The 25,668-nt window shown below is 69.5% G+C and carries 30 protein-coding genes; 13 read left to right on the forward strand and 17 right to left on the reverse strand.

Going from position 1 to position 25,668, the window contains the following annotated elements; genetic code table 11:
- Nucleotides 1-52: 52 nt before the first annotated feature.
- A complete protein-coding gene (locus tag BLP62_RS01215; protein WP_241374113.1) occupies nt 53-190 on the forward strand; it encodes a type II toxin-antitoxin system prevent-host-death family antitoxin in 138 nt (45 codons plus the stop codon).
- On the forward strand, nt 187-750 hold the full coding sequence (locus tag BLP62_RS01220) for a 5-formyltetrahydrofolate cyclo-ligase (protein ID WP_093005063.1): 564 nt from the start codon (nt 187-189) through the stop codon (nt 748-750). The genes BLP62_RS01215 and BLP62_RS01220 overlap by 4 nt, the downstream gene beginning before the upstream one ends.
- Here the strand turns inward: BLP62_RS01220 and BLP62_RS01225 are convergent.
- The 5 genes from BLP62_RS01225 to dnaX form a co-directional block, all read right to left on the reverse strand.
- Entirely contained in the window at nt 747-1,661 is a 915-nt protein-coding gene (locus BLP62_RS01225; protein WP_093005065.1) for a 2-oxoacid:ferredoxin oxidoreductase subunit beta, read from the reverse strand. The two genes, BLP62_RS01220 and BLP62_RS01225, sit on opposite strands and share 4 nt — an antisense overlap.
- A 1-nt stretch (nt 1,662) precedes the next feature.
- Complete coding sequence (locus tag BLP62_RS01230; protein ID WP_093005067.1) at nt 1,663-3,516, reverse strand: 2-oxoacid:acceptor oxidoreductase subunit alpha; 1,854 nt, start codon at nt 3,514-3,516, stop codon at nt 1,663-1,665.
- A 310-nt stretch (nt 3,517-3,826) separates the two neighbouring features.
- Nucleotides 3,827-4,294 (reverse strand): HD domain-containing protein, encoded by a 468-nt coding sequence (locus BLP62_RS01235; RefSeq protein ID WP_093005069.1) that lies wholly within the window; start codon nt 4,292-4,294, stop codon nt 3,827-3,829.
- A gap of 3 nt (nt 4,295-4,297) precedes the next feature.
- Nucleotides 4,298-4,579, reverse strand: a complete 282-nt coding sequence (locus BLP62_RS01240) for a metal-sensitive transcriptional regulator (protein WP_054638838.1) — start codon at nt 4,577-4,579, stop codon at nt 4,298-4,300.
- A 7-nt stretch (nt 4,580-4,586) separates the two neighbouring features.
- Nucleotides 4,587-6,191: a DNA polymerase III subunit gamma/tau gene (dnaX, locus tag BLP62_RS01245; protein ID WP_093005071.1), complete on the reverse strand. Its 1,605-nt coding sequence runs from the start codon at nt 6,189-6,191 to the stop codon at nt 4,587-4,589.
- A gap of 17 nt (nt 6,192-6,208) precedes the next feature.
- On the opposite strand from dnaX, the gene BLP62_RS01250 reads away from it, so the two are divergent.
- Both BLP62_RS01250 and argB read left to right on the forward strand, forming a co-directional pair.
- Nucleotides 6,209-6,700, forward strand: a complete 492-nt coding sequence (locus BLP62_RS01250; RefSeq protein ID WP_093005073.1) for a hypothetical protein — start codon at nt 6,209-6,211, stop codon at nt 6,698-6,700.
- A complete protein-coding gene (gene argB, locus BLP62_RS01255) occupies nt 6,693-7,439 on the forward strand; it encodes an acetylglutamate kinase (RefSeq protein WP_093005075.1) in 747 nt (248 codons plus the stop codon). Before BLP62_RS01250 ends, argB begins: the two co-directional genes overlap by 8 nt.
- Before the next feature lie 261 nt (nt 7,440-7,700).
- On the opposite strand, the gene BLP62_RS01265 is transcribed toward argB, so the two are convergent.
- From BLP62_RS01265 to BLP62_RS01280, 4 genes are read right to left on the reverse strand one after another with little or no spacing between them, the layout of a single operon-like run.
- The gene (locus BLP62_RS01265) at nt 7,701-8,171 is read right to left on the reverse strand and encodes an NUDIX hydrolase (RefSeq protein WP_093005077.1); all 471 of its coding nucleotides are present in this window, start codon (nt 8,169-8,171) and stop codon (nt 7,701-7,703) included.
- A gap of 29 nt (nt 8,172-8,200) precedes the next feature.
- On the reverse strand, nt 8,201-8,818 hold the full coding sequence (locus BLP62_RS01270) for a MazG family protein (protein ID WP_093005079.1): 618 nt from the start codon (nt 8,816-8,818) through the stop codon (nt 8,201-8,203).
- Nucleotides 8,793-9,236 carry a hypothetical protein gene (locus BLP62_RS01275; RefSeq protein ID WP_093005081.1) on the reverse strand — a complete coding sequence of 148 codons (444 nt, stop codon included), beginning with the start codon at nt 9,234-9,236 and terminating at the stop codon, nt 8,793-8,795. The genes BLP62_RS01270 and BLP62_RS01275 overlap by 26 nt, the downstream gene beginning before the upstream one ends.
- Nucleotides 9,236-9,571 (reverse strand): YbjQ family protein, encoded by a 336-nt coding sequence (locus BLP62_RS01280; protein WP_223965802.1) that lies wholly within the window; start codon nt 9,569-9,571, stop codon nt 9,236-9,238. Before BLP62_RS01280 ends, BLP62_RS01275 begins: the two co-directional genes overlap by 1 nt.
- 67 nt (nt 9,572-9,638) lie before the next feature.
- Between BLP62_RS01280 and BLP62_RS01285 the strand changes: the two genes are divergently transcribed.
- From BLP62_RS01285 to BLP62_RS01295, 3 genes are read left to right on the forward strand one after another with little or no spacing between them, the layout of a single operon-like run.
- Nucleotides 9,639-10,049: a copper chaperone PCu(A)C gene (locus BLP62_RS01285; RefSeq protein WP_093005085.1), complete on the forward strand. Its 411-nt coding sequence runs from the start codon at nt 9,639-9,641 to the stop codon at nt 10,047-10,049.
- On the forward strand, nt 10,046-10,630 hold the full coding sequence (locus tag BLP62_RS01290) for an SCO family protein (RefSeq protein WP_093005087.1): 585 nt from the start codon (nt 10,046-10,048) through the stop codon (nt 10,628-10,630). The genes BLP62_RS01285 and BLP62_RS01290 overlap by 4 nt, the downstream gene beginning before the upstream one ends.
- 8 nt (nt 10,631-10,638) lie before the next feature.
- A complete protein-coding gene (locus tag BLP62_RS01295) occupies nt 10,639-10,968 on the forward strand; it encodes a dolichyl-phosphate-mannose-protein mannosyltransferase (RefSeq protein ID WP_093005090.1) in 330 nt (109 codons plus the stop codon).
- 19 nt (nt 10,969-10,987) lie between these two features.
- On the opposite strand, the gene BLP62_RS01300 is transcribed toward BLP62_RS01295, so the two are convergent.
- Entirely contained in the window at nt 10,988-11,782 is a 795-nt protein-coding gene (locus BLP62_RS01300) for a ZIP family metal transporter (protein WP_093005241.1), read from the reverse strand.
- 65 nt (nt 11,783-11,847) lie between these two features.
- On the opposite strand from BLP62_RS01300, the gene prfA reads away from it, so the two are divergent.
- Together prfA and BLP62_RS01310 are read left to right on the forward strand one after the other, a co-directional pair.
- Nucleotides 11,848-12,912, forward strand: coding sequence for a peptide chain release factor 1 (gene prfA / locus BLP62_RS01305; RefSeq protein WP_093005092.1), 1,065 nt, complete (start codon nt 11,848-11,850; stop codon nt 12,910-12,912).
- A complete protein-coding gene (locus tag BLP62_RS01310; protein WP_093005094.1) occupies nt 12,912-13,379 on the forward strand; it encodes an NUDIX hydrolase in 468 nt (155 codons plus the stop codon). The genes prfA and BLP62_RS01310 overlap by 1 nt, the downstream gene beginning before the upstream one ends.
- Nucleotides 13,380-13,569: 190 nt before the next feature.
- On the opposite strand, the gene BLP62_RS01315 is transcribed toward BLP62_RS01310, so the two are convergent.
- Together BLP62_RS01315 and BLP62_RS01320 are read right to left on the reverse strand one after the other, a co-directional pair.
- Nucleotides 13,570-14,235: a hypothetical protein gene (locus BLP62_RS01315; protein ID WP_093005096.1), complete on the reverse strand. Its 666-nt coding sequence runs from the start codon at nt 14,233-14,235 to the stop codon at nt 13,570-13,572.
- A 21-nt stretch (nt 14,236-14,256) separates the two neighbouring features.
- On the reverse strand, nt 14,257-17,187 hold the full coding sequence (locus BLP62_RS01320) for a glucodextranase DOMON-like domain-containing protein (RefSeq protein ID WP_093005098.1): 2,931 nt from the start codon (nt 17,185-17,187) through the stop codon (nt 14,257-14,259).
- Between the two features lie 83 nt (nt 17,188-17,270).
- Here BLP62_RS01320 and BLP62_RS01325 point away from each other — a divergent pair, with 83 nt between their 5' ends.
- A complete protein-coding gene (locus BLP62_RS01325; RefSeq protein WP_093005100.1) occupies nt 17,271-18,320 on the forward strand; it encodes an NADH:flavin oxidoreductase/NADH oxidase in 1,050 nt (349 codons plus the stop codon).
- Nucleotides 18,321-18,480: 160 nt separating this feature from the next.
- Here the strand turns inward: BLP62_RS01325 and BLP62_RS01330 are convergent, their stop codons facing one another.
- The 3 genes from BLP62_RS01330 to BLP62_RS01340 are packed head-to-tail and all read right to left on the reverse strand — an operon-like array spanning nt 18,481 to nt 19,717.
- Nucleotides 18,481-18,771 (reverse strand): winged helix-turn-helix domain-containing protein, encoded by a 291-nt coding sequence (locus BLP62_RS01330; protein ID WP_241374112.1) that lies wholly within the window; start codon nt 18,769-18,771, stop codon nt 18,481-18,483.
- The gene (locus BLP62_RS01335; RefSeq protein ID WP_093005104.1) at nt 18,753-19,304 is read right to left on the reverse strand and encodes a hypothetical protein; all 552 of its coding nucleotides are present in this window, start codon (nt 19,302-19,304) and stop codon (nt 18,753-18,755) included. The genes BLP62_RS01330 and BLP62_RS01335 overlap by 19 nt, the downstream gene beginning before the upstream one ends.
- Nucleotides 19,301-19,717 carry a hypothetical protein gene (locus BLP62_RS01340; protein WP_241374111.1) on the reverse strand — a complete coding sequence of 139 codons (417 nt, stop codon included), beginning with the start codon at nt 19,715-19,717 and terminating at the stop codon, nt 19,301-19,303. Before BLP62_RS01340 ends, BLP62_RS01335 begins: the two co-directional genes overlap by 4 nt.
- A gap of 90 nt (nt 19,718-19,807) precedes the next feature.
- Between BLP62_RS01340 and BLP62_RS01345 the strand changes: the two genes are divergently transcribed.
- Nucleotides 19,808-20,767 (forward strand): quinone oxidoreductase family protein, encoded by a 960-nt coding sequence (locus tag BLP62_RS01345; RefSeq protein WP_093005108.1) that lies wholly within the window; start codon nt 19,808-19,810, stop codon nt 20,765-20,767.
- Here the strand turns inward: BLP62_RS01345 and BLP62_RS01350 are convergent.
- Complete coding sequence (locus tag BLP62_RS01350; RefSeq protein ID WP_093005110.1) at nt 20,756-21,664, reverse strand: carbohydrate kinase family protein; 909 nt, start codon at nt 21,662-21,664, stop codon at nt 20,756-20,758. The genes BLP62_RS01345 and BLP62_RS01350 overlap by 12 nt on opposite strands.
- A 107-nt stretch (nt 21,665-21,771) precedes the next feature.
- On the opposite strand from BLP62_RS01350, the gene BLP62_RS01355 reads away from it, so the two are divergent.
- Nucleotides 21,772-23,595, forward strand: coding sequence for an aldehyde ferredoxin oxidoreductase family protein (locus BLP62_RS01355; RefSeq protein WP_093005112.1), 1,824 nt, complete (start codon nt 21,772-21,774; stop codon nt 23,593-23,595).
- A gap of 58 nt (nt 23,596-23,653) precedes the next feature.
- A complete protein-coding gene (locus tag BLP62_RS01360) occupies nt 23,654-24,163 on the forward strand; it encodes a ubiquitin-like small modifier protein 1 (protein ID WP_093005114.1) in 510 nt (169 codons plus the stop codon).
- A gap of 149 nt (nt 24,164-24,312) precedes the next feature.
- Here the strand turns inward: BLP62_RS01360 and BLP62_RS01365 are convergent, their stop codons facing one another.
- Nucleotides 24,313-25,668 carry an alanine/glycine:cation symporter family protein gene (locus BLP62_RS01365; protein ID WP_093005116.1) on the reverse strand — a complete coding sequence of 452 codons (1,356 nt, stop codon included), beginning with the start codon at nt 25,666-25,668 and terminating at the stop codon, nt 24,313-24,315.

A 25,668-nucleotide genomic window follows, 5' to 3' on the forward strand; every position in this document is an offset into this window, starting at 1 on the left:
GCCCTTAAGTTTATTGCGGGAGGGGGCCGGGGCGGGTAGGCTGAAACGGGGAATGAGGCATCGCAAGCGCGTCTTCAGCGCCACCAAGGCCCGGGTCCACTTCGGCGAGGTGCTGAGGCGGGTGGAGGAAGGGGAGGTGATCGTGGTGGAGGGGCGGGGCAGGCCGCAGGCGGTCATCCGGGAAACATGACCCTGGGTGAGCTCCGGGAAGAGGTCTGGAACGCCCTGGCCCGCTTTGGCCTCGCCCTCCACCCCACGCCCCCCCACGGCCACCACCCCAACTTCCTGGGGGCCAAAAGGGCGGCGGAGAGGCTCATCCATACCCCCGAGTTCCAGGGGGCAAGGCGCATCCTCGCGGGGATGGACGCCGTCTTAAAGCCCCTCAGGGAGGAGGCCTTGCGCCAGGGGAAGGAGCTCGTCCTCCCCCACCCCGACCGCCCGGGGGAGTTCCTCCTCCTGAAGGACCTGGACCCGAGGAGGCTCAAGCGGGTGCGGGAGGCCTACCGCCTGGGGACGCGGGTGGACCTGGCGGGCCTTCCCGTGGACCTGGTCCTCATCGGGGCGGTGGCCGTGGACGAGGAGGGGGGGTGGGTGGGGAAGGGGTACGGCTTTCCCCAAAGCTGGCTCAAGGTGGAGGCCCCCTTCGCCACCCTGGCCCACCCGGTGATGGTCTACCCCCGCCTCCCCGTGCCCCCCGAGCGCCGGGTGGACCTCCTCGCCACCCCCCAGAGGCTCCTTCGGTTCTCCTAGAGGGCGAACTCCTGGAGGAGGCCCTCGAGGTCCAAGGCCTCCCGTTGCCCCAAGGCGGGGTAGACCTCGGGGTAGCGGGGGAGGTAGGCCTTAAGCCGCTCCTCAAAGGTGGGCACCTCCGCCTTCCAGAACACCCCCACGGGGATCCGCTCCCCCCACTCCAGGGCTTTTTCCTGGAAATGCGCCATTTTCTTGTCCAGCTCCTCCGGGGTAAGCCCGGGGGGAACGTGGGGGTCGTAGCCCTCGTCCTGGAGCTTGTAGAGGCGGGGGGCGAACCACTCCTTGGTGTGCAGGTCGTTGTAAGTGGGGCAGGGCTGGAGGACGTGGAGGAAGGCGAGGCCCCGGTGCCCGATCCCCTCCTTGATGAGCTCCTTCAGACCCTTCACATCGTAGGCGTAGCCCCGGGCGATCCAGGTGTAGCCCGCGGAGAAGGCCAGGAGGAGGGGGTTGAGGCGGCCCTGGGGGTTGGGCTTGGGGAGGCTTTTGGTCTTCTCCCCCAGGCCCAGGGTGGGCCCGGCCTGGCCCTTGGTGAGGCCGTAGACCTCGTTGTCGTAGAGGATGTAGAGGAGGTCCACGTTCCTCCGCCCCGCGGCCACGAAGTGGCCGGCCCCGATGCCCAGGCCGTCCCCGTCCCCGCCCACCGCCACCACCGTGAGGTGGGGGTTGGCGAGCTTGGCCCCTTGGGCGGTGGGGAGCACCCGGCCGTGGAGGGTGTGGACCCCGTAGACGTTCAGGTAGTGGGGGGTCTTGGCCGAGCAGCCGATGCCCGAGAAGACCACGGTCTGGCTGGGGTCCCGCTTCAGCTCAAAGAGGGCCATCTGGAGCGCGGAGAGGATGCCGTAGTCCCCGCACCCCGGGCACCAGTCGGGCTGCTTTTCCGCCTTGTAGTCCGCAAGCTTGAGCTCCACCATCCTAGACCCCTTTCCTGAGGACGAGCCTCTCCGGCGCCCGGCCCGCCTTCACCGCCTTCAGGGCCTCCACGGCCTCGTCCAGGGTGATGGGGCGGCCGTTGTACTTCACCACCCGGTGGTGGACCCGCTTCAGGGTCTCCTGCTGGACGAGGTCGGCGAGCTGCCCCGAGTAGTTGTGCTCCACGGTCACCAGGGTCTTCCCCTCCAGGAGGGGGGCGATCTCGGGGAAGGGCCAGAGGAGGCGGAGGTGGAGGTAGCCCACCCCTTCCAGGTGGTCCAGGGCCTCGAGGAGGGTGCCCTTCACCGTCCCAAAGCCCAGAACCAGGACCTCCCCGTCCCGATAGAGGGTGTACTGGTCGGCAAGGGGGATCTCCTCCCGGGCGGTCTGGAGCTTTCGCATGCGCTTTTCCATCTCCACCTCCCGGAGGACGGGGTCCTCGGTGATGTGGCCCACGGGGTCGTGCTCGTCCGAGGTCATCCAATAAACGCCCCCGGGGGTGCCGAGGGGGACGAAGGGGGAGAGGCCGTCCTCGGAAGGGGCGTAGCGCTCGTAGGGTGCAAAGCCCTCGCCCCGGGGCAGGGCCCGCTTCTCCCCGTCCAGCCGGAGCACCTCCAGGGCCTCCTTGGGGAGGCTTTGGGCCATGGAGGCCAGGAACTTGTCCAGGAGGTGGACCACCACCGTCTGGTAGCGCCAGGCCCAGGCCAAGGCCTTCTGGGCATCCAAAAAGGCGTCCTGGATGTCCCCCGAGGCCAGGACGAGCCTCGGGTACTCCCCGTGCCCGCCCCGGATGGCGAACATCAGGTCCCCCTGCTCCGTGCGGGTGGGAAGCCCGGTGCTGGGCCCGCCCCGCTGGTAGAGGGTCACCACCAGGGGCGCCTCAATCATCCCGGCGAAGCCCAGGCCCTCGGTCATGAGGCTGAAGCCGGGGCCGCTGGTGGCGGTGGCGGCCCTGGCCCCCGTGAGGGCGGCCCCTATGGCCATGGTCACCGCGGCGATCTCGTCCTCCGTCTGGACCACGGCCACGTCCGCCCCCTGGAAGGCGGTGTGGGCCTCGAGGTAGACGCTTTCGTCCGTGGCCGGGCTGATGGGGTAGTAGGTCTGGAAGCGGAGGCCCCCGGCAAGCTTCCCCAAGGCGGCGGCCTGGGCCCCGGTGAGGTAGACCCGGCCGGGCTCGTACCCGTTCAGCCTGAGCTGGAAGGAAAGGCGGGGCACCTCCTCCTTGTAGACGGCCTCGGCCACCTCCCGGTTCAGCTCCAAGACCTTCCCCTTAAACTGCAGGGCCAAGGCCTCCAGAAGGGGCTCCAGGGGGTAGCCCAGGAGGTGAAGGCTTGCGGCCACGGCGATGGTGTTCAGGGTGCGCCGGGCCTGAAGGGAGGGCACGCCGAGCTCGGCCCCGATGCGGTCCGCCACCTCCTCAAAGGGGTATGGGAGGGGCTGGACCCCCGCCTCCACGTAGGCTTGGAGGAGGTCCTTAAGCCCGGGGTCCGCCTTGCCGAAGCGCCGGGAGAGGTCCTCCGCCACCCGATGGTCCAGCATGGGGAGCTTGTGGACCGTGAGGTCCAAGACCTTGGGGTCGTAGAGGAGCACCCCCCCTTCCCGCACCTCCCCCAGGTGGCGGGCCAGGGTCTCCCCGTCCAGGGCCACCAGGAAGTCCACCTTCTCCCGGAAGGCCTGCACCGGTTTTCGCCCGAGGCGCACGTCCAGGTAGGAGTGCCGCCCCATGATGTTGGAGTGGTACTCCCGCTTGGTGGCCACCCACCACCCCCCCTTGCCCACGGCCCGGGCGAAGAGGGTGGCCGCGGTCTCTATCCCGCCCCCTTGAGGGCCGCCCACGCGCCAGGTGAAGTCGTCCATAAGCCCTCCTTGTTCTCCGAATACCCTACTCCTTATGGGGCGGGGTTGACTAGGGGCATTTACCCCCTCTCCTTGGGGATACGGCCCGGAACCCCGTCCGGGCTCACACCCTTTCTCCCTGTTTCCTTCGCCCGGCTAAGTACCCCGCTCTGGCTTGCGCCAGAGCGGGGGCCCCAAAAGAGCCTTCGCAAAGCCCCACTTCCGGCGTCCCATGTGGCGAAATCAAGGCGCGGGCACTTAAGTGCCCGAGGAAGCCCCTTGAGAACCTTTTGCCGGGGCCCCCATGCTGCGCAAGCCAGCATGGGGTGGTTCACTCCTCCCGGTCGGCTTGGTGGAGCCGCCTCCCCCAGGGGCTTCGGGGAGCGTGGTGCTCCAGAACCAGGGCCCGCACCTTTGGGTCTTGGATCCGCTCCGCCCCATAGAGGGGATGGTGGCGGCGCACCTGAAAGGCCCCGAAAAGCCCCCGGCGCAAGGGGTAAGGGGGCACGGGCGGGGCGAAAAGCCCCGTGAGGACCCTTTCCAGGGGGCGGTAGGGCCTTAGGGCCTTTCCCGCGTCGTGAAGCAAGGCAGCCCGCACGGCGAAGGCGGGGGCCTCGGGGTGGGCCTTAAGGAGCCTCTTCGCCACCCGCACCGCGTGGGCCCGGTCCCGGGGGTCCATGGCCAGGTAAAGGGCCCGTTCCTCCTCGGCCAGAACCCCGAGGGCGAAGGCGTCGTCGGGAGCCTCGCGGGCGAAGAGGGCCCTAAGAAGCCGCCCAAGCCGCCGGAGGAGGCGAGGCATGGGCTAGATGAACTTCTTCAGCATGGTGGCGATCTCCTCGGGCTTCTTGGGGTCCACCTTGCCCTCGGAGACCTCGGCAGCGCATACGTTTAAGAACTCGTGCAGGATCAGGGTGGCCGCCGCCTCCATGGCCTTTTTGGTGGCGGTCATCTGGGTGAGGACCTCGTCGCAGGGGCGGCCCTCCGCCACCATCTTCTGCAGGCCCCGCACCTGGCCCTCTATGCGCCGAAGCCGCTTGAGGATGTTCTCCACGGTCTCGCTTCCCAGCTCGGTGGTCCGGGTCATAGGAGCATTATATACCAGTACCCCCTATGTTCTCTTCACTCAGCGGTTCCCCGGGCTCGGAGGCCTCCTTAGGCCCGCGCACCCAAAGGAGCCTGCCTCCTAGGAGGCGGGAGAGGCGGGCGAGGGCCGCCTTGGGGTCCTCGGTGGGGGGAGGGGGGGCCTCCGAGGGGTCCGGGGGTATCCCGTCGGGGGAGGAGGGCGGGGGGTTAGGCGCCCCGCCCTGGCCCTCGCGGGCGCGAGGGGCTTCGGGGGGTTTTCCCGCACTAACCTCTAGGGTTTTTTTTTCCAGGAGGAAGGCCAGGTCCTCCACCCCGAAGTGGGCCTTCGCCAGGGGCAGGAGGACCCCTTTTTGCTCCTCGGCCTTTTTGTGGTGGAAGGCCTTGTTCTCGGGGAAGCGGAGGAGGAGGGTCTTGCCCTGAAGCTCCGGCCTCGCCTCCCGCACGAAGGCCCTGAGGGTGGGCTTCAAAGCCTCCAGGAAGGCCCGCCACCGCCCGGCAGGGTCCGCCGGGGCCTCCTCTTTGGGCTCAGGAGGCGGGGCGGGGACCAGGGGGTCGGGCGGGGCCTCCTGGGGCCGGGGCGGGGAGGAAGGGGGAAAGGCCTGGAGGAGGGCGGCCTCGAGGCCAAGGAGATCGGAGCGCTTGGCGAGGCGCTCGGAGGCCTCGTCCAAGGCGGTGAGGGCCTGGAGGAGGGCCAGAGGGGAAGCGGGCAAGGACGCCCCCCCGAGGCCGTAGGCGGCGTAAAGCCCCTCCCGCAAGACCTCCATGAGCCCCAGGACCAGGCTCCTCGGGGCGAAGCCCTGGCCGTAGAGGCGCCTGGCCTCCCCAAGCGCCTCCCCCACCCGGCCCTCGGCCAGGGCCCGGGCCAGGCGGGAAAGGGCCTCCTTGGGGGGAAGGCCTAAGGCCTCCTCTACCTTGGCCCGGGTGAGGGGGCCCTCCAGGAGGAGGAGGCGGTCCAGGAGGCTTTCCGCGTCCCGCATGGCCCCGTCCGCCAGGCGGGCCACGAGGAGAAGGGCCTCCTCCTCGGCCTCCCGGCCCTCCCCTTCTACCTCCTCCAGGATGCGCCTGAGCTTGGCGGCGATCTCCTCCTCCCGGAGGCGGCGGAAGCGGAAGTGCTGGGTGCGGGAGAGGATGGTGGGGGGCATCCTCTCGGGCTCGGTGGTGGCGAAGACGAAGAGGACGTGGGGCGGGGGCTCCTCCAGGGTCTTGAGGAGGGCGTTGAAGGCGCTTTTGGAGAGCATGTGGGCCTCGTCCAGGATGAAGACCTTCCTGGGGGCGGAAAGGGGGGCGAGGAGGATCCTCTCCTTTAGCTCCCGCACGTCCTCCACGGAGTTGTTGCTGGCGGCGTCAATCTCCACCACGTCGGGGTGGGCCCCCTTCTGCACCGCCTGGCAGTGGGCGCAGACCCCGCAGGGGCGCTCCTCGGCCTCGCACCCCACGGCCATGGCGAGGAGCCTCGCCGTGGTGGTCTTGCCCACCCCCCTGGGCCCGGAGAAGAGGTAGGCCTGGGCGAGCCTCCCCTCCCGGATGGCCCTTTGCAGGGGTTCCTTCACGTGCTCCTGCCCCACCACCTCCTGGAAGGTGAGGGGGCGGAAGCGGCGGTAGAGGGCGCCCACAAAGGCTAGTATAGGGGGTGGTGCGGAGCCTTCTCTCCTTCCACGTGGAGGCCCCCCTGGAAGCGGTGGCGGCCTGGGCGAAGGGGCGCACGGGAGGGGCCGGGGTCTACCTGGTGCCCGACCCTCCCTGGACGAGCCTCTACCACGAGGCCCTCGAGGCCGGGGAAGACCCCGCGGCCATCCGGGCCTTCCTAGGGGAGCTTTCCCACCTGGGCCGGGCCCTGACCTTCATGGTCCTGAACGAGGAGGACCTCCTCTTCCTCCTGGCGGAAGGGGGCGGGGAAAAGGCGGTGCTCCAGAAGGGCCCGGAGCTCGGGGAAGCCCTCCAGGCCCCCCCGGATCTCCTTCCCCTTCTCAAAAGGGCCTCCGCCATGCCCCCCCTAAGCGCGGCCCAGGCCCTGGCGGCCCACTTCGGCCTCCACCCCGACCACGCCCTCCTCGGCTTTCTGGACCTCTTGGAGGCGGAAGAGGAGGAGGGCCTCCCCGAGGAGGTGGTCTACCTTGAGTGAGCCCCTTTTGGTGAAGGTGGGGGGAAGCCTTAAGGGGGCGGAAGCCCTACTTTCCGAGCTTGCCGCCTACCCCGGCCCCCTGGTCCTCGTCCACGGGGGCGGGCCCGAGATCGGGGCCTGGCTAGAGCGCCTGGGGTACAAAAGCCGCTTCGTGGGGGGGCTTCGGGTGACGCCCCCGGAGCAGCTCGAGGTGGTGGAGATGGCCCTTTACCTCACGGGAAAGCGCCTGGCCGAGGGGCTTTCCCGAAGGGGGCGGAAGGCTTTGGCCCTCTCGGGGCGGGACGCCCTCTGCCTGAAGGGGAGGGCCCTTCCCGGCCTCGGCCGGGTGGGGGAGGTGGTGGGGGTGGAGGTGGGGCTCCTTGAGGACCTTTTGGCGAAGGGCTACACCCCCCTCCTCGCCCCCATCGCCCTGGACGGGGAAGGTCCCCTCAACGTCAACGCCGACACCGCCGCGGGGGCCGTGGCCGGGGCCTTGGGGTGGCCCGCGGTCTTCCTCACCGACGTGGAGGGGGTCTACCGGGACCCCAAGGACCCCCAAAGCCGCCTCCTCCACCTCACCCCGGAGGAGGTGGAGGCCCTGAAGGAGGCGGGCGTGATCCAGGGGGGGATGATCCCCAAGGTGGAGGCGGCCCTCTCCGCCCTCCGGGCCGGGGCCCCCTGGGCGGCCATCGCCAAGGGGGAGAGGGGGGTTTTGGCCCGGGTGCTCGCCGGGGAGGCGGGGACCCGCTTCACCCTCTGAAGAGGCCCAAAAAAGGCCCGCATGAAGGCCGGGAGGTCCTTGGGCGGTGACCAGGTTGCCGTCCACCCCCTTTCCCGGTAAAGCCCATGGCCCCCACGGGCTTCCCCTCCCGCGCCAGGGCGAGGACCTCGAGGCTTCGCCGCAAGGCCCCAGGAAGCGAAGCCCGACTTGGCCCGGTACTCCCGGGCCTCGAGGCCGAGGACCGTGGGGGCGTACCCCGCTTCCCGCACCCGGTAATAGGGGTAGAGGAACCCCCGCTCGTCAAAGAGGTCCGCGAGGAGGACCCCGGTGCGCTTCACGCCACACCTCCAGGAACTCCTTGAGGATGTTCCCCGTCACCCCCCAGATGTCCACCCCCCGCCAGGGAAAGTGCCAGACGGTGCGGTTTAGGCGCACCTCGCTCCAGGGCTCCACCGCCAATAGCTCCCCCAGGGGAGCGAGGAGGACCTCCGCCACCTCCTCGGGGTTGGGCCTAAGGAGGGGCAGGTCCTCCCGGAAGACCACCACGGGCTGGACCAGAAAGCCCTGGGGAGAAAGGGTGGGGGGGAGGAAGCCCAAAGGCTCCACCCCCCTTAGCCCCACCTCCTCCTCGGCCTCCCTCAGGGCGGCCTCCACCACGCCCTCCCCCGGCTCCACCACCCCCCCGGGGAAGCTCACCTGGCCGGCGTGGGTGGGGAGGTGGGGGCTTCTTAGGGTGAAGAGGAGGTGCTCCCCCAGAAGGGGCACGGCCACCGCCGCCAGGCGGAAGCCGGGCGGGGGCTCTAGCCCTCCCGGCAGGCCCTGAGGGAGCGCCGCCTTAAGGCGCTCTCGGGGTCCATCCCCTTCTTGGCGAAAAGCCCCACCAGGTGCCAAAGCGCTTCCTCCAGGTCGCCCTCTTCCAGGGCCTTCCTCAGGCCTTCTTCGCTCCCCGGGTCCATCCCCTTCCGCTGGAGCTCGTAGGCCCGGAGCAGGGTGGGAAGTCCCTTGGGCAGGCCGCAGGGGTCCTCCTTCTTGCCCTCTTGGGCCTTCAGGTCCTCCCAGCGGGCCTTCACCTCCTCCGGGGTCTTGGCGGTGGCCTCCCCAGTCACGCCCGAGCGTACGTTGAAGACGTGGGGGTGGCGGCGGATGAGCTTCTCCACGATGGCCCGCTCCACGTCCCCGTAGGTGAAGCGCCCCTCCTCCTCGGCGATGACGCTGTGGAAGGCCACCTGCAGGAGGACGTCCCCGAGCTCCTCGGCCATCTCCTGGGGGTCGCCCTTAAGGAGGGCGTCCGCCGCCTCGCTCGCCTCCTCCAGGAGGTAGGGGACGAGGCTTTCGTGGGTCTGGGCCCGGTCCCAGGGGCACCCCCCGGGCCCCCGCAGGCGGCGCATCACCTCAAGAAGCCGCTCCATGCCCTCCATTCTCCCTTAGAAGAAGCCCCCCCGCCAGGGAGAGGCCCACGAGGAGGAGGGAGAGGGGGTCCAGGGGGGCGGGCTCCAGGGTCCAGCCCCCGGGGCCCGGCGTGGGGAGGCCCGTGGTGCGGGTGAGGAGGAAGAGGAGAAGGAGCGTTCCCACCAGGTAGCGCCCCGCCCTCACCCACCCTTTTCCCGGGCGCACCTCCAAAAGGGGAAGGAGGAGGAGGGAGAGGCCGTAGCCCAGCTCCAAGGCCAGGAGGACCATGAAGAGGAGGCCGTACCAGAAGCCCGGGGTCTTCAGGGCGAGGGCGGGGTCTTGCGCCCGGAAGACCTCCCCGCAAAGCCCCCCGCCCAAGGGGGTGTCCCCCAGGCCCAAAAGCTGGAGGAAGAAGGGGAGGATGAAGAAGGGGGCGGCGCGGCGCATCACCGCTCCCGGGCGGGCTCCAGCCGGACCGCCGTCCCGTAGTCCGGGACCTCCGCCGCCCCTTGCATGACGCTCGCGGCGGCGTAGCGCACGCCGAGGACGGCGTGGGCCCCAAGCCTCCTCGCCTCCTCCGGCATCCGGGCCTCGGCCACCTCCCGGGCCTCCTGGAGCATCTCCGTGTACTCGGGGAGCTCCCCGCCCACCAGGGTGCGGAGGCCCGCCAGGAGGTCCTTGCCCAGGTGCTTGGAGCGCACCGTGCTCCCCTTCACCCCGCCCAGGACCTGGGCGATCCGGTACCCGGGGACGGCCTCGAGGGTGGACACCAGGATCTCCATAACCCCCATCCTACTTGCACTCCCCGGGAAGTACGTTTGTCCCGGGGGCCTTCCCTATAGTGGGGGCATGAGGCGCTGGATTGGACTCCTCTTCCTGCTGGCCTTGGCCTCGGCCCAGGTGGTCCGGGAGGGCTGGGTCCGCTTCTCCCCTGGCCCCAACGCCGCGGCGTACCTCACCCTGGAGAACCCCGGGGACCTCCCCCTCCGCCTCGTGGGGGCGAGGACGCCCGTGGCCGAGCGGGTGGAGCTCCACGAGACCTATGTCCGAGAGGTGGAGGGGAAGAAGGTGATGGGGATGCGCCCCGTGGCCTTCCTCGAGGTCCCGCCCAAGGGCCGGGTGGAGCTCAAACCCGGGGGGTACCACTTCATGCTCCTCGGCCTGAAGCGGCCCCTAAAGGCAGGGGAGAAGGTGGAGCTTGACCTCCTCTTCGCCGACGGGAAGGTCCTTAAGGTGGTCCTTCCCGTGGAGGCGCGATGAAGAGGTTCCTGCCCGCCTTCCTTTCGGTCCTCGCCCTCTTGGCCCTGGCCTACCTCCTCCTTCCCCGGGGGCACACCTTCTACGGCACGAGGCTTCTTAACCCCAAGCCCGTGGACTTCGCCCTGGAAGGCCCCCAAGGCCCCGTGCGCCTCTCCCGGTTCCAGGACAAGCTGGTCCTCCTCTTCTTCGGCTACACCCACTGCCCCGACGTCTGCCCCACCACCCTCATCGCCCTCAAGCGGGCTTACGAAAAGCTTCCCCCGAAGGCCCAGGAAGGGGTCCAGGTGATCTTCGTGAGCGTGGACCCCGAGCGGGACCCCCCGGAGGTCGCCGACCGCTACGCCAAGGGCTTCCACCCAAGCTTCCTCGGGCTTTCGGGAAGCCCGGAGGCGGTGCGGGAGGCGGCCCAGACCTTCGGGGTCTTTTACCAGAAGAGCCAGTACCGGGGCCCAGGGGAGTACCTGGTGGACCACACCGCCACCACCTTCGTGGTGCGCGAGGGGAAGCTCGTGCTCCTCTTTAGCCCAGACAAGGTGGAGGCCACGGAAAAGGTGGTGGCGGACCTTTTGGCCTTGTTGTAACCTGGGGCATGGACTTCAAAGACCTTCTGGAAAGGACCAAGGAACTCGCCCGCTCCGCGGCGAAAGAGGTGGAAGGCAAGCTCCGGGAGCTCAAGGAAAAACTGGACCAGGACAAGGACGGCCGGCCCGACGTCCTGGAAAAGGCCCTGAAAGAAGCGGAAAAGGCCCTGGAGGAGGCCAAGGCCAAGCTGGCCCAGCTGGACCAGGACAAAGACGGCCTCCCCGACACGCTAAAAGGGCTCTCCGAGGCGGCCAAGAAGGCGGCGGAAACCGCCAAGGCCAAGGCCGAGGAGGCCGCCCGCCTCCTGCAGGAGCGCCTAGGGAAGAAGGAGGGTTAGGGCCCTCCCCCGTAGACCCCTAGCCCAAGGCCACGTCCAGGGCCATCATCAGGGCGAAACCCACCATGACGCCGAAGGTGGAGAGGTCCCCGTTCCCCTCCGCCTGGCTTTCGGGGATCACCTCCTCCACGATGACGAAGACCATGGCCCCCGCGGCCAAGGCCATGAGGTAGGGCAGGAGGACGAGCATCTCCCCCACCAGAAGGGCCCCGAGCACCGCGCCCACGGGCTCCACGATGGCGGAAAGCTGGCCGTAAAACCAGGCGAGGCCCGCCCCGATCCCCGCCCGGCGCAAGGGCCAGGCCACGGCCAGGCCCTCGGGCAGGTTCTGGAGCCCGATGCCCACGGCGAGGGCGATGGCCCCGCCCAAGGTGGCCGCCCCCGTGGGGTCTAGCCCCGCGGCCCCGAAGGCCACCCCCACCGCCAGCCCTTCCGGAAAGTTGTGCAGGGTGATGGCCAGGATGAGGAGCGTGGTGCGCCGCCAGGAGGTGTGGAGGCCCTCTTCCCTGGCCCCGGGGTCCAGGTGGACGTGGGGCAGGAGGCGGTCTATCAGGCGCAAGAGGCCCCCGCCCAAGAGAAACCCCACCACGGCGGGCACCCAAGGGACCATGCCCTGGGCCTTGGCCATCTCCATGCCCGGGAGGAGGAGGGAGAAGACGCTCGCCGCGAGCATCACCCCGGCGGCGAAGCCCAGCAGGGTGTCCAGGAGCTTGCGGCTCGGCTCCCGGGCGAAGAAGACGCTCGCCGCCCCTACTGCGGTGAGCCCCCAGGTGAAAAGCCCGCCCAGGAGAGCGTAGAGCAGGGGCGCCTCCATGGCCCCCATTTTAGGGGAGCCTAAACCTGGGGACAAGCCCCCTTTGGGGTATCCTGAGGTAAGGTATGCTGGATAAGCTCGCGCGCCTCGAGGAAGAGTACCGGGAGCTGGAAGGGCTCCTCGCCGACCCGGAGGTCCTGAAGGACCAGAAGCGCTACCAGGCCCTCTCCCGGCGTTACGCCGAGATGGGGGAGATCCTCGCCCTCATCCGGGAGTACCGCAAGGTGCTGGAGGACCTGGAGCAGGCGGAAAGCCTCCTGGAAGACCCCGAACTTCGCGAGGTGGCCAAGGCGGAGAAGGCGGAGCTGGAGGAGCGAAAAAAGGCCCTGGAAAAGGAGCTGGAGCGCCACCTCCTCCCCAAGGACCCCATGGACGAAAGGGACGCCATCGTGGAGATCCGCGCGGGCACCGGGGGGGAGGAGGCCGCCCTCTTCGCCCGCGACCTCCTGGAGATGTACCTGCGCTTCGCCGAGGAGATGGGCTTGGAAACCGAGGTCCTGGACTCCAACCCCACGGACCTGGGGGGCTTCTCCAAGGTGGTCTTTGAGGTGCGGGGGCCCGGCGCCTACGGCACCTTCAAGTACGAAAGCGGGGTCCACCGGGTGCAGCGGGTCCCCGCCACCGAGACCCAGGGGCGGATCCACACCTCCACGGCCACGGTGGCCGTCTTGCCCAAGGCGGAGGAGTCCGACTTCCAGCTGAACATGGACGAGATCCGCATTGACGTGATGCGGGCCTCGGGGCCCGGGGGGCAGGGGGTGAACACCACGGACTCGGCGGTGCGGGTGGTCCACCTGCCCACGGGGATCATGGTCACCTGCCAGGACTCCCGCAGCCAGATCAAGAACCGGGAGAAGGCCCTCATGATCCTAAGGAGCCGCCTCCTGGAGATGAAGCGGGCGGAGGAGGCGGAAAGGCTCCGGAAGACCCGCCTCGCCCAGATCGGCACCGGGGAGCGCTCGGAAAAGATCCGCACCTACAACTTCCCCCAGTCCCGGGTCACGGACCACCGCATCGGCTTCACCACCCACGACCTCGAGGGCGTCCTCTCGGGGCGCCTCCAGCCCCTTCTTGAGGCCCTGAAGCGGGCCGACCAGGAGCGCCAGCTGGAGGCCATGACGGAAGCGTGATGCGCCGGGAGATCCTGGTGGTGGCGGCCATCCTCCTGGACCGCCAGGGGCGGGTGCTCCTGGTGGGAAACGACTGGGGGCGCCGGGGCCAGGTGCGCTACACCCTCCCCGGGGGCACCGTGGAGCCGGGGGAAACGGTGCTGGAGGCCCTGGTGCGGGAGGTGCGGGAGGAGACGGGGCTTAGGGTGAAGGCCGTGGAGCACCTGGCCTACGTGATCCAGGTGGAGGACCGCCGCAAGAACGAGCGCACCCTGGCCATGGCCTTCCGGGCCAGCTACGAGGGGCTTCTGAACCCCCGGGACCCCGATGGGCACATCGTGGAGGCCCGCTTCTTCACCCCGGAGGAGGTGGCGGCGAGGCTCTCCGGCCACCGCCCCCTCCAGGAGCCCCTTCTGGACTACCTGGCGGGGGAGCGGGGGCGGTTCTACGCCTACCCGGGATGGGGCCTCCCGGGGGTGCGGGTCTAAGTACCCCGCTCTGGCTTGCGCCAGAGCGGGGGCCCCAAAAGAGCCTTCGCAAAGCCCTATTTCCAGCGTCCTATGTGGCAAAATCAAGGTGTGGGCACTTAATACCGCCCCATGCTGGCTTGCGCCAGCATGGGGGCCCCAAAAGAACTTTCCCAATTTCGGGCAACCCGTGTTGCGAAAGTGCAACCCCTTAGGGGCCGAGCTTGCGCTTGAGGTAGGCGAGAAGCTCCTCAATGGCCCTGCGAAGGGCCCTTTGCTCCTCGGCTAGGGCCTCGAGGGGGTCCTTGACGGGCTCCAGGCCGGAGAAGGTCTTGAAAAGCAGGGTGGGGTTGCCGCACCGGGGGCAGACCACCTCCGCGGGCCGCACCGAGGGGGCGTAGAAGACGCGGGCCCCGCAGCGGGGGCAGAGGAGGTACTTGGCCCCCAAGGCCTCCCCCTTGCGCACCGCCTCCTCCAGGGCTTTGGCCTCCTCCTGGGGAAAGCCCAGGAAGTAGTCCTCCCCCACCTTGAGGAAGCCCAGGGACTCTTCCGTGCTCCTCAGGTCCCCCCGCTTCCCCTCGGGAACCTCCCAGGTGAAGCCGTTCCAGCGGAAGTGGCGGAGGTGCTTGCGCCCCTCCCGGTCCTCTATCTCCACGATGAGCTGCAGGTGGGGGTCCTTGGGGTAGTAGTGGAGGCGCACCGCCTGGACCCCAGAGAGGGCCTGGGCGCGGGGGAGGGTGTAGCTCAAGGGGCCCTCCCCCTTGGCGGGGTAGCCCACCAGGCGCTCCACGTCGTAGACGGTGAGGCCCGGCCGGTTGGCGTCCCCGAAGAGGAAGCGCTCCACGTACCGGAAGGCGGCCTCGAGGCCCGGGTCCATGGCCAAAGTCTACTAAAACCCCTAAGGCCAAAAGGCGCAGTAGGGCCGAAGTACCGCGTGCTTCCCACCCCCGTAGCGGGAGAGCATGGCCTCCTGGACCCCCCTCTCCGGCCAGAGGTAGTCCACCACGAGGGGGGCGTCCTCGTTCTCCGCCCCGCCCAGGTTCCAGGGCCCCGCCTCCTTGGCCACGGGCCGGAAGTGGTCGGGGCCGTAGCCGTCCTGGCTGCCCACGAGCACGTAGAAGCAGACCCGCTGCCCCGGGACGGGGTTGAAGTGCTTCTTGTCCAGCTGGACGATCACCTGCTTGTCCGCGGGGTTGCTCCCCACCGTGATCCCGTCGGCGGTGTCCGTGCCGTCGGGGAAGCCCACCCGTTGCCCGTACTGGGGCCAGCCCGCCACCTTGAGGAAGAGGTCCCAGGGGTGCTCGGGGTCAAAGGCCACCTTGGCCCCCTTGGCGAAGGGGTCGGTGCGCCCCCCCTCCTTGAAGTCCAGGTAGACGTTGAGGAGCTGGTGGCTGAAGCCCGCCGGGGCCCCCCAGGGGTTGGTCATCTCCTTGAAGACGAAGACGAAGGTCCAGGTGGCCCCGCTGTCCAGAACCCGCATCTCCAAGAGGTCAAAGAGGCCCTGGAAGGGGGCGAAGGCGGCTTCCTTGGGGTAAGTGTAGGTGCCGGGGCCGTGCTCGTCCCCCTCGGGGTCGGGGATGGCCAGGACCTCCTTCCCGGCCAGGCGCTGGGGCAGGGAGAGGGCCAGGGGGCTCGCGTTGGGGGCCGCGTCCACCACCCGGCCTTGCCGCTCCAGGACCACGGCGAGGCGCAGGGTGTCCCCTGGCCCCGCCTTCAGGGTGGTGTAGGGAAGGCGCATCTCCACCACCTCGCCCACGTAGGCCCGCCGCCCCTGGAGGTCGGCGGGGGAGCTCGCCAGGACCCAGGCCCCGTCCCGGTAGGCGTAGCGCACCAACACCGCCTCCCCATCCCGCACCTGGTCCAGGTCCAAGGTGAGCCGCTGCTGCAGGGGGAAGCCTAGGGAAACCTCGCTCCCTTCGGGAAAGGCCGCCCCGCCCTCCTCCCCCGGCGTGGTGGCGTAGACGTGGAGGCGGAAGCCCTGGCCCAGGAGGTCCGCCGCCCTCATCCCCTCCCTTAGGTCCACCCTCAGGTAGACGTTCTGCTCGTCAAAGCCCAGGTACACCCCTTTGAGGAGGTCGTCCTGGGTCTGCATGGTGGTGCCCTCGAGGTCGGGCAGGTAGGCGGCGCCCTTCCACTCCTCGGGAGGGTCCACCCGGCCGTCCAGCTGGGGCCTTATCCGGCCCGGGGTGCCCTGGGGGGCCACGGGGGGCCGCACGGCGATGAAGAGCTCCTCGGGGGGCTTCTTCCCCAGGGCCTCGTAGACCGCCCGGAGGAGGGCGCGGAAGCCCTCGTCAAAGGGCGGGTTGTTGGGGAAGCCCGTGTCCTGGCCGTACCACCAGAACCAGTCCGAGGCCTGGGCGGCGTAGACGAGGCCCATGGCCCGCTCCGCCACCTGGGGGTCCCCGCCCGCTTCCCGGTAGGCCACCACCGCCTGCCGGGCCCGGCTTAGACGGTCCCAGGCCTCGTTCTCCTCCGGCTCCCCGGCCCACATGGCGAAGTCCCCGGCCCACCCCCCCGTGCCGAGGCGCGGAAGGGCCACCGAGGGGAGGTCCAGCACCTCGGAGAAGCGCACCGTCTTCAGGGTGCCCTTGGCCTGCTCCTCGGAAAGGCGCTTGTAAAGCAGGCGGCGGAAGGCGTTGCCGTTTTGGGGGTAGTTCTCCCAGGCGTTCTCCCCGTCCAAGGCGATGGTAAGGACGGCCTCGGGGTTTTCCCGGATCACCTGGCGGCGGATCTCCAGGAGGCTTGCGATGAAGTCCTCCACCGCCTCCTCGGGGGGCATCCCGCTATAGCGGAAGCCGATCCGGTCCGAGAGGTCCCGGTGCCGGAAGAAGAGGACCAGGCGCCTGCCGTCCTTCTCCACGTGGTAGGGCCGGGTCAGGGTGAGGGGGTTCACGGGGAAGCCGCTCTTGCCGAGGACGGCCTCGTCCGTCACCAGGAAGCGCACGCCCTCCTCGGCGTAGAGCTCGGCCGCCTTCTGGCTCACGGCCCCTTCGGGGGGCCACATGCCTAAGGGTTCCCTCCCGAAGAGCTCCCGGAAGTAGGCCTTCCCGGAGCGCACCTGCCAGCGGGCGTCCTCCGGCCAGGCGATGGGCTCCTTGGGGAGGGCGAGGGTGGGGTTGGACTCGCGGATGGCCTCCTTGTCCAGGAGGATGGGGAGGATGGGGTGGTAGTAGGGGGTGGTGAGGAGGTCAATCTGGCCCCGCTCCCAAAGCCTTTGGTGGAGGGGCAGGATGGTGGCCATGAGCTCCAGGTGCTTCTTCAGGACGTAGTCCAGGTCCTCCTGGGAAAACCCCCGGTCTTTCTTGCGGAGGGCCTCGAGGCGGGGGTCCTTGGCGATGTAGTCCCGGTTGATCCAGAGGAGGTTCCAGAGGACCCGGAGGTCGGTGAGGTCCTGGTCGGTGAAGGCCTCCCCGCGGCTCCTTTTGGCCTGGAGCTCCTGGTAGCGGGGGCTTTCCGCCACGAAGCGGGGGTTGAGGTCAAAGAAGCGCTCCACCACGAAAGCCCGCTCCTCCGGGGTGAGGGCGCCCGCGGGCTTTTCCGAGACCCGCCAGTAGGCGTCCTTGGCCTTGCCGGAGAGGTAGTCGCCGATCTGCTTGAGGAGGGTGGAGGTGTAGTCAAAGCTCACCTTGACCTCGGGAAACTCCAGGAGGACCTCGGCCATCCAGGGGTAGTCGTTCACCCCGTGCATGCGCACCCAGGGCTCCCCGTACTGCCCCGTGAGGGGGTTCTCGTAAGGGGGCTGGTGCTGGTGCCAGAGGATGGCCACCTTGAGGGGCTGGGCCAGGCCTGCCGTCAGGAAGAGGGCCGCCGCGAGGAGCCTTCCCTTCACGGCCTCACCCCCCGCCCGTTCATGGAACCGCCCTTTGGCGCCATGCGCCCATTCTACGGCGGGGAGGCGGGGATAATGGTCCCATGGCCCTCCTCTTCACCCCTCTTGTCCTTCGGGACCTCAGGCTCAAAAACCGCCTGGCCATGTCCCCCATGTGCCAGTACTCGGCCACGGAAGGGGGAGAGGTCACGGACTGGCACCTCCTCCACTACCCCACCCGGGCCCTGGGCGGGGTGGGGCTCGTCCTCGTGGAGGCCACGGCGGTCCTCCCCGAAGGCCGGATCAGCCCCTTTGACCTCGGGATCTGGTCCGAGGACCACCTCCCGGGCCTCAAGGAACTCGCCCGGCGCATCTGGGAGGCGGGGGCGGTGCCGGGGATCCAGCTCGCCCACGCCGGGCGCAAGGCGGGGACGGCGAGGCCCTGGGAAGGGGGGAAGCCTTTGGGCTGGAAGGGGGTGGGGCCAAGCCCCATCCCCTTCGCCGAGGGCTACCCCGTCCCCGAGCCTTTGGACGAGGCGGGGATGGCGCGGGTCCTCGAGGCCTTCGTGGAAGGGGCCAAAAGGGCCCTCCGGGCGGGGTTTTTGGTGGTGGAGCTCCACATGGCCCACGGCTACCTCCTCTCCTCCTTCCTCTCGCCCCTTTCCAACCGGCGGGAGGACGCCTACGGGGGAAGCCGGGAGAACCGCATGCGCTTTCCCCTGGAGGTGGCCCGAGCGGTGCGGGAAGCCCTGCCCCCCGGGCTTCCCCTCTTCGTTCGGGTCTCGGCCACGGACTGGGCGGAAGGGGGGTGGGGCCTCGAGGACACCCTGGCCTTCGCCGAACGGCTCAAGGCCCTGGGGGTGGACCTTTTGGACCTCTCCTCGGGCGGGGTGGTGCCCGGGGTCAAGGTCCCCGCGGCCCCGGGCTTCCAGGTTCCCTTCGCCGACGCGGTGCGCAAGCGGGTGGGGATGCCGACGGGGGCGGTGGGCCTCCTCACCACCCCCGAGCAGGCGGAGACCATTCTCCAGGCGGGAAGCGCCGACCTGGTGCTTCTGGGCCGGGTCCTCCTCCGGGACCCCTACTTCCCCCTGAAGGCGGCCAAGGCCCTGGGGGCCGAGGCCCCCGTGCCCCCGCAGTACCAGAGGGCCTTTTAAGGACCCCACCGGGCCTCCCACGTTGCGCCGCCGAGGGGCGGATGCCTAAGTACCCCGCTCTGGCTTGCGCCAGAGCGGGGGCCCCAAAAGAGCCTTCGCAAAGCCCTACCCCCGGCGTCCCATGTGGCGAAATCAAGGTGCGGGCACTTAGCCCGGCCCGCTACCGCCCTTGGAGGAGGTCCAGAAGGGTCTTCCGGTAGGCCTCGTAGGCCGCCCGGCCCTCCGGGGTGAGGGCCACCCAGGTCTTGGGCCTTTTGCCCCGGAAGCCCTTCTCCACCCGCACGTACCCCGCCTCTTCCAGCCTCTGCAGGTGGCTTGAGAGGTTGCCCTCGGTGAGCCCCAGGGCCTCCTTGAGCCAGGTGAACTCCGCCTTCGCCCCCTCCCCCAGGCCCGCAAGGAGGGCCACGATGCGCAGGCGGGTCTCCTGGTGGATCACCGGGTCCAGCGCCAAAGGAGCACCCCCCCGTAGACCAGGGCACAAAGCCCCACCGCGCCCATCCCCAGGTGGAAGAGGCCGGGGAAGGCCCGATAGAGAAGGAGGTCTGCGGCGAAGAGCCCTAGCCCCGCCCAGGCCATTCCCGGGATCCGCCACAGGGTGCCCAGGTAGGCGTAGGCGAAGGCCACCAGGCTGACCAGGAAGCTTTCCCCCCTCAAGTCCGTGGGCGGGAGGAGGAGGAGCCAGTGGAGGAGGGCAAAGAGGGTGAGCAGGGCCCAGAAGTAGAAGGTCTGGAGCCCCAGGAAGCTCCTCACGCTCACCCCCTGCCGGGCCCCTAGGTAGAAGGAGAGGAGCCCACCCAGGGGGCCCGCCACCGTCCAGAACCGCCCTCCCACCTCCGGATTCCAGGCCAGGAGAAAGCTTCCCAAGGCCCAGAGGGCGCCCCAAAGTACAAGGGTCCATCCCCCCAGGAGGGCGAGCCTTAGCCGGGCTTCCCCTTCCGCCCGCTCGGCCGCCTCCAGCAGGGCCTTGGCCTCCTCCGGCTTCACGGTCTACCTCCCCCAAAGGCCAGGCGCACGTACCACCCGCCCCCGGAAGCCCCCAGGGGCAGGGCGTACCCGGCGCCCACCCCCAAAAGCCAGCCCCCTTCCTCCCGGAAGAACCAGAAGCCCCGCACCCCAAGGTCCAGGAGGAAGCCTCCGCTTTCGCCCCCCAGGCCCAGGGCGGGGAGGAGGAAGACCCCGGGGCCCACGGGAAGCCAGGCCCCCGCGAGGAAGACCCCCCCGTACCCCCTCGGCCCGCCCCAGGACTCCCCGCCCAGGGCCAGCCCTTGGAAGGTCCCGAAGCCGCCCCCGCCCACCTGCCAGGCCCCCTGGAAGCCCAGGAAGCCGTACCCCAGGGAGCCCCCCAGGGCCGGGGCGAGGAGGAGCCAGGCCCAGACCAGCGCCCGCTTGGCGTTCATGCTCACCTCCGCCAATAACTTTGTAGTACAAACTTATTGGTATGTCAAGAGGTGGCCTCGAGGCCGCCCGTCTGGGTGTAGACTCTCCCCATGCGGGCCATACGGGTGCACGAGGTGGGCGGACCGGAGGTCTTGAGGCTTGAGGAGCTTCCCCTCCCGGAGCCTGGGCCCGGGGAGGTCCTGGTGCGGCTCCAGGCCATCGGGGTGAACTTCATTGACACCTACAAGCGGAAGGGCCTCTACCCCGTGCCCACCCCCTTCACCCTGGGGGAGGAGGGGGCCGGGGTGGTGGAGAAGGTGGGGGAAGGCGTGGTGGGGGTGAGGCCCGGGGACCGGGTGGCCTTCGCCAACGTGCAGGGCGCCTACGCCGAGTACCAGGTGGTCCCGGCGGAGAGGCTCGTCCCCCTCCCCGAGGGGCTGGACCCGAGGCTCGCCGCCGCGGCCCTCCTCCAGGGGATGACGGTCCACTACCTCCTCAAGAGCACTTACCCCGTGGCCCCCGGGGACCAGGTCCTGGTGCACGCCGGGGCCGGGGGGGTGGGGCAGCTCCTCATCCAGTGGGCCAAGCGCCTGGGGGCCACGGTCTACGCCACCGCCAGCACCGAGGAGAAGCGGGCCCTGGCCCGGGAGGCGGGGGCGGACTACGCCCTGCCTTACGAGGGCTTCGCCGAGGCGGTGAAGGCCCTTTCGGGGGGCGGGGTGGACGTGGTCTACGACGGGGTGGGGAAGGACACCTTCCTGGGAAGCCTTGCGGCCCTAAGGCCCCGGGGGATGCTCGTCCTCTTCGGCCAGTCCTCGGGGCCGGTGCCGCCCCAGGACCCCCAGATCCTCAACCGCATGGGAAGCCTCTTCCTCACCCGCCCCACCCTCCACCACTACACGGCGAGCCGCAAGGAACTCCTCTTTCGGGCGGGGGAGGTCTTCCGGGGGGTGCTGGAGGGCTGGCTTAGGGTGCGCATCGGGGCCGAGTTCCCCCTGGAAAAGGCCCGGGAGGCCCACGAGGCCTTGGAGGGCCGGAGGACCACGGGCAAGGTCCTCCTAATCCCCTAGGAAGCGCCCCTTCCAGGCCCTAAGCCCCTCCTCGGGGAGGTCGGCCCCCCGCACGGTGCAGGCCAGGGCGGAAAGGGCGATGGCCCCCCTCAGGGCCTCCCGGAGGTCCAAGGGGGCGAGGGCCTTTAGGTTCGCCTTGGTGTAGCCCTTGCGGAAGAGGAGGGCGAGGAGGGCGGCGGTGAAGGTGTCCCCCGCCCCCACGGTGTCCACCACAAGGACCCTCTCCCCGGGAAGGCGCACCTCCTCCTCCCCGAAGAAGGCCACCGCCCCCTCGGGGCCCAGGGTGAGGACCTTGAGGGGAACGGCCAGGCGCCTCACCCCCTCCACCGGGCCTTCGGGAAAGAGGAGGCGGGCGTCCTCCAGGGAAAGCTTCAGGAGGTCGGCGCGGGCGAGGTAGCCCGCGATGAGGCGCCTTTCCTCCTCCCCGGGAGGGTGGCGCAGGTTGGGGTCAAAGGAGACGAGGGCGCCCTCCCGAAGGGCCTCCTCCAGGAGGGCCCCCACCCCGCCTGCGGTGCGGGCCTCGAGGGCGAAGAGGGAGCCGAAGTGGAAGCCCAAGGCCCCCTTAAGCCCCCCCTCCTCCGGGACGTAGGGAGCCTGGAAGGGGCGGTGGAAGCTGTAGCGGGCGTTTCCCTCCGGGTCCAGGCGCACCAGGGCCAGGGGCATGGGCGCGGGGTGGCGCGCTAGCCAGGCCTCCAGGCCCCTCCTCGCCATCTCCCCTTCCGCCCAGAGGGAGAGCCAGTCCTCCCCCACCTCGGAAAAGAAGCGCACGGGAAAGCCGAGCCGCGCCAGGACGCTCGCGGTGTTCAGGACCGAACCCCCCAGGACCCCCGTGAAGCGCAAGGGGCCTTCCCCCTCCAAGACCAGGTCCACCAGGGCCTCCCCGGCCAGGGCCAGCATGATACCCCACTTTACATTCTCCCCGGGGCCTGGTGGTATAATCCCACCAAACCCAAGCGAAGCCTTCCCTTCGTCGCGCGAAGCGGTCCATCCCAAGGAGGTGGCGGATGCTCGGCGGATACGCTCACAGGATCGCCCGGATTGACCTCAGCACCGGCCAGGTGGAGTACTTCGCTCCCGACCCCAAGGACCTGGAGATGTACGTGGGGGGGCGGGGCCTCGGGGTGAAGTACGTCTTTGAGAACGGCCCCCAGGTGGACCCCTTGGGCCCCGAAAACCTCCTCTGCATCATGAACGGCCCCCTCTCCGGCACCCGGGCCAAGATGTCGGGAAGGCTCGCCGTGGTCACCAAAAGCCCCCTCACGGGCACGGTGACGGACAGCCACATGGGGGGCTGGACCGCGGCCAAGCTCAAGTGGGCGGGGTTTGACGGCCTCCTCATCAAGGGGGCCTCGGAGAGGCCCGTCTACCTCCTGGTGAAGGACGGGGAGGTGACGGTCCACGACGCCTCCGACCTCTGGGGCAAGACCACCCACGAGACCCACCGCATCCTCCGCGAGCGCCACGGGGAGGACGCCGACGTGATGGCCATCGGCCCCGCGGGGGAGAACCTGGTGCGCTTCGCCAACTGGATCAACAACGACGAGCGGGCCGCAGGCCGGGGCGGCACCGGGGCGGTGGCGGGGAGCAAGAAGCTCAAGGCCATCGTGGTGGTGGGCACCCACGACAAGACGCCCCAGCCCAAGGACCCCGAGCTCTGGAAGGAGGCGGACCGCCTGGCCTCGGCCACCATCAACGACCCCAAGAACGTCACCGCCCCCAAGAAGGGCGGGCTTTCCCTCTACGGCACCAACGTCCTCATGAACATCACCAACGTCATGGGGGCCCTGCCCACCTTTAACGCCCAGCACACCTGCATTGAGGGGGTGGAGAAGATCTCCGGGGAGTACATCCGCGAGCACCGCCTCATCAAGGACAACACCTGCCACGCCTGCCCCGTGGCCTGCAAGAAGATGGTGGAGGTCCACATCAACGGCAAGGCCATCCGCTTTGAGTCCTACGAGTACGAGTCCGCCTGGGCCCTGGGGGCCCATGCGGGCCACACCGACACCGACTGGACGGGCTACGCCATCTACCTCTGCAACGCCTACGGCATGGACACCATTGAGGCGGGCAACGCCATCGCCGTCCTCATGGAGGCCACGGAGAAGGGCTACTACCGGGGCGAGGACGGGATCCGCTTCGGGGACAAGGAGGGGGAGGTGCGGGTCCTCGAGGCCATCGCCCACCGCAAGGGCGTGGGGGACATGCTGGCGGAGGGCCCCGCCCGCTTCGCCAAGGCCATCGGCCACCCCGAGATCTCCTTGGAGGTGAAGGGCCAGTCCATCCCCGCCTACGACCCCCGGGGCCTCAAGGGCATGGGCATCGCCTACGCCACCTCCAACCGGGGGGCCTGCCACCTTAGGGCCTACACCCCGGCCTCGGAGGTCCTGGGCGTGCCCTACAAGACCGACCCCCTGGCCTGGGAGGGGAAGGGCAAGCTCACCAAGCTCTTCCAGGACCTCTCCGCCTTCACCGACTCCCTGGACCTCTGCAAGTTCAGCCAGTTCGCCGAGGGCCCCGAGGAGTACGCCAAGCAGCTTGCCGCCTACTGGGGCCGCCCCGTGACCCCGGAGGAGATCCTGAGGATCGGGGAGCGCATCTACAACCTGGAGCGCTACTACAACAACCTGGCGGGCTGGGGCGAGGGCTCGGACTACCTGCCCGAGCGCTTCCTCAAGGAGCCCTCGGACTGCGCGGGCTCCAAGGGCCAGCTCACCGAGCTGGACCGGATGCTGGAGGAGTACTACCGGGAGCGGGGCTGGGAGCGGGGCGTGGTGCCCCCGGCCAAGCTCCAGGAGCTCGGCATCCTCTCCCAGGCCGCGGACTAACCTCCCTCCCCAAGGGGCCCTGGCCCCTGGGCCAGGGCCTTCCTTTAAACTCTTGGGTATGCCCAAGGTGAACCTCTACGCCACCTTCCGGGACCTTGCGGGGAAAAGCCAGCTGGAGGTGCCCGGGGCCACCGTGGGGGAGGTTTTGGAAAACCTGGTCCGGGCCTACCCCGCCCTGAAGGAGGAGCTCTTTGAAGGGGAAGGGCTTGCCGAGCGGGTCTCCGTCTTCCTCGAGGGCCGGGACGTGCGCTACCTCCAGGGCCTCTCCACCCCCCTTTCCCCCGGGGCCACCCTGGACCTCTTCCCCCCGGTGGCGGGGGGCGGGCTTGAACGGACCTTCGGAGCCTTTCCCCCTTGGCTCCTTGAGCGCTACCTGGAGGCGTGGGGCGGGGTCAAGGAGGGGGAAGGGGTTTACCGCCTTCCCGGGGCCTGGGTGCGCTTTCGCGAGGTGGAACCCCTGAAGGTGGGAAGCCTCTCCATCCCCCAGCTTCGGGTGGAGGTGGAAGGGGAAGAGGCCGAGCGGTGGTTTGAGCGCATCGCCTTCGCCGCAAGCCGGGGCGGGGGCTAAGTGCCCGCACCTTGATTTCGCCACATGGGACGCCGGAGGTAGGGCTCTGCGAAGGCTCTTTTGGGGCCCCCGCTCTGGCTTGCGCCAGAGCGGGGTACTTAAGTACCCCAAAAGGGCTTCCTCCAGCCTTGGTTCGGATGCTCCCCGTTCTAGCGGGGGGGCACCCAGGGCTCCCCGCGGAAGAAGCCGTACACCAGCCGCCCCACCACGCCCCCCAGAAGCACCAAGCCCAGGAGGTTGGGAAGGGCCATAAGGCCGTTTAGGGTGTCGGAGATGGCCAAAAAGGCCTCGAGGCCCCCCAAAGGCCCCACGAAGGCCAAAACGGCGAAGGTGAGGCGGTAGGGCCAGCGCACCCCCTCCCCGAAGAGGAAGGCCGCCGCCTCCTCCCCGTAAAACCCCCAGGACACCATGGTTCCCAGGGCGAAGACGGCCACGGTGAGGGCCAGGATCACCCCCCCCAAGGGGTGGGCCTGGAAGAGGGCCTGGGCCGCCTCCGCCGCGCTTCCCCCCTGGCGCCAAAGGCCGGAGGCGATGAAGGTGAGGGCGGTGAGGGAGGTCACCAGGAAGCTCACGAACATCTCCGTGACCCCCCAGAAACCCTGGCGCACGGGGTGGTCCACCTGGGCCTGGGCGTGGGCGATGGCCGCTGAACCCAGCCCGGCCTCGTTGGCGAAGATGCCCCGGCCAAGCCCGGCGTTGAGGGCGGCAAAGAGGCTGTACCCCGCCGCCCCGCCCAAGGCGGCCTCCGGGGTGAAGGCAGCCCGGAAGACCAGGGCCAAGGCCTCGGGGAGGTTACCCCCGTAAAGGACTAGGAGGGGCAGCACCGCCACCAAAAAGAGGAGAAGCTTGAGGGGCACCACCACCTGGGCGAAACGGGCCACCCGAACGATCCCCCCACCCAGCACCACCCCCACCAAAAGGGCGAGGCCAAGCCCCACCAGGGCTGGGGGCGCCCCTAGGGGCGCCAAGGCTCCCCCCACCGCCCCCGCTTGGGAAAGGTTGCCGATGCCAAAAGCGGCCACGGCGGCGAAAAAGGCGAAAAGGTAGCCCAAGAAGCGAAGGCGGGGTAGCCCCCGGGAAAGGTAGTACATGGGGCCTCCGGACACGGAGCCATCGGCGTAGCGGCGGCGGTAGTGCACCGCCAGGGTGGCCTCGGCGAACTTGCTTCCTGTGCCGAAGAAGTAGCCCACCCACATCCAGAAGACCGCCCCCGGCCCCCCCAGCAAAACCGCCGCCAGCATCCCGAGAAGGTGCCCGGTCCCCACCGTGGCGGAGAGGGCCACCATGGTGGCCTGGAAGGGGGTGATCTGGCCGCCGAAGCCGTAGGTCCGCTCGCGGATGGCCCCGAAGGTCTCCGCGAAGGAGACCCGGAGCATCCGGAAGGGGGCGCTGAACCAGCGGATCTGGAAGATCACCAGGTAGACTCCCACCAGGAGGAAGACCAGCTTCATGGGGAAGCCGTACACGATCCGGTTTAGATACTCGTTCAGGGCCAGGATATCCAT

Source organism: Thermus arciformis (assembly GCF_900102145.1).
GTDB classification, from domain to species: domain Bacteria; phylum Deinococcota; class Deinococci; order Deinococcales; family Thermaceae; genus Thermus; species Thermus arciformis.

Excerpts from the sequence above, each read along its gene's own strand:
- BLP62_RS01275 (WP_093005081.1), bottom strand. The coding sequence starts at position 9,236 with ATGCGCCGCGCCGCCCCCTTCTTCATCCTCCCCTTCTTCCTCCAGCTT.
- BLP62_RS01240 (WP_054638838.1), bottom strand. The coding sequence starts at position 4,579 with ATGACCCGGACCACCGAGCTGGGAAGCGAGACCGTGGAGAACATCCTC.
- BLP62_RS01230 (WP_093005067.1), bottom strand. The coding sequence starts at position 3,516 with ATGGACGACTTCACCTGGCGCGTGGGCGGCCCTCAAGGGGGCGGGATA.
- BLP62_RS01285 (WP_093005085.1), top strand. The coding sequence starts at position 9,639 with ATGAGGCGCTGGATTGGACTCCTCTTCCTGCTGGCCTTGGCCTCGGCC.
- BLP62_RS01365 (WP_093005116.1), bottom strand. The coding sequence starts at position 25,668 with ATGGATATCCTGGCCCTGAACGAGTATCTAAACCGGATCGTGTACGGC.
- BLP62_RS01290 (WP_093005087.1), top strand. The coding sequence starts at position 10,046 with ATGAAGAGGTTCCTGCCCGCCTTCCTTTCGGTCCTCGCCCTCTTGGCC.
- BLP62_RS01345 (WP_093005108.1), top strand. The coding sequence starts at position 19,808 with ATGCGGGCCATACGGGTGCACGAGGTGGGCGGACCGGAGGTCTTGAGG.
- BLP62_RS01310 (WP_093005094.1), top strand. The coding sequence starts at position 12,912 with ATGCGCCGGGAGATCCTGGTGGTGGCGGCCATCCTCCTGGACCGCCAG.
- BLP62_RS01220 (WP_093005063.1), top strand. The coding sequence starts at position 187 with ATGACCCTGGGTGAGCTCCGGGAAGAGGTCTGGAACGCCCTGGCCCGC.
- BLP62_RS01280 (WP_223965802.1), bottom strand. The coding sequence starts at position 9,571 with ATGGAGATCCTGGTGTCCACCCTCGAGGCCGTCCCCGGGTACCGGATC.
- prfA (WP_093005092.1), top strand. The coding sequence starts at position 11,848 with ATGCTGGATAAGCTCGCGCGCCTCGAGGAAGAGTACCGGGAGCTGGAA.
- BLP62_RS01325 (WP_093005100.1), top strand. The coding sequence starts at position 17,271 with ATGGCCCTCCTCTTCACCCCTCTTGTCCTTCGGGACCTCAGGCTCAAA.
- BLP62_RS01235 (WP_093005069.1), bottom strand. The coding sequence starts at position 4,294 with ATGCCTCGCCTCCTCCGGCGGCTTGGGCGGCTTCTTAGGGCCCTCTTC.
- BLP62_RS01295 (WP_093005090.1), top strand. The coding sequence starts at position 10,639 with ATGGACTTCAAAGACCTTCTGGAAAGGACCAAGGAACTCGCCCGCTCC.
- BLP62_RS01225 (WP_093005065.1), bottom strand. The coding sequence starts at position 1,661 with ATGGTGGAGCTCAAGCTTGCGGACTACAAGGCGGAAAAGCAGCCCGAC.
- BLP62_RS01215 (WP_241374113.1), top strand. The coding sequence starts at position 53 with ATGAGGCATCGCAAGCGCGTCTTCAGCGCCACCAAGGCCCGGGTCCAC.
- BLP62_RS01355 (WP_093005112.1), top strand. The coding sequence starts at position 21,772 with ATGCTCGGCGGATACGCTCACAGGATCGCCCGGATTGACCTCAGCACC.
- BLP62_RS01315 (WP_093005096.1), bottom strand. The coding sequence starts at position 14,235 with ATGGACCCGGGCCTCGAGGCCGCCTTCCGGTACGTGGAGCGCTTCCTC.
- BLP62_RS01350 (WP_093005110.1), bottom strand. The coding sequence starts at position 21,664 with ATGCTGGCCCTGGCCGGGGAGGCCCTGGTGGACCTGGTCTTGGAGGGG.
- BLP62_RS01300 (WP_093005241.1), bottom strand. The coding sequence starts at position 11,782 with ATGGAGGCGCCCCTGCTCTACGCTCTCCTGGGCGGGCTTTTCACCTGG.
- BLP62_RS01270 (WP_093005079.1), bottom strand. The coding sequence starts at position 8,818 with ATGGAGGGCATGGAGCGGCTTCTTGAGGTGATGCGCCGCCTGCGGGGG.
- BLP62_RS01360 (WP_093005114.1), top strand. The coding sequence starts at position 23,654 with ATGCCCAAGGTGAACCTCTACGCCACCTTCCGGGACCTTGCGGGGAAA.
- BLP62_RS01340 (WP_241374111.1), bottom strand. The coding sequence starts at position 19,717 with ATGAACGCCAAGCGGGCGCTGGTCTGGGCCTGGCTCCTCCTCGCCCCG.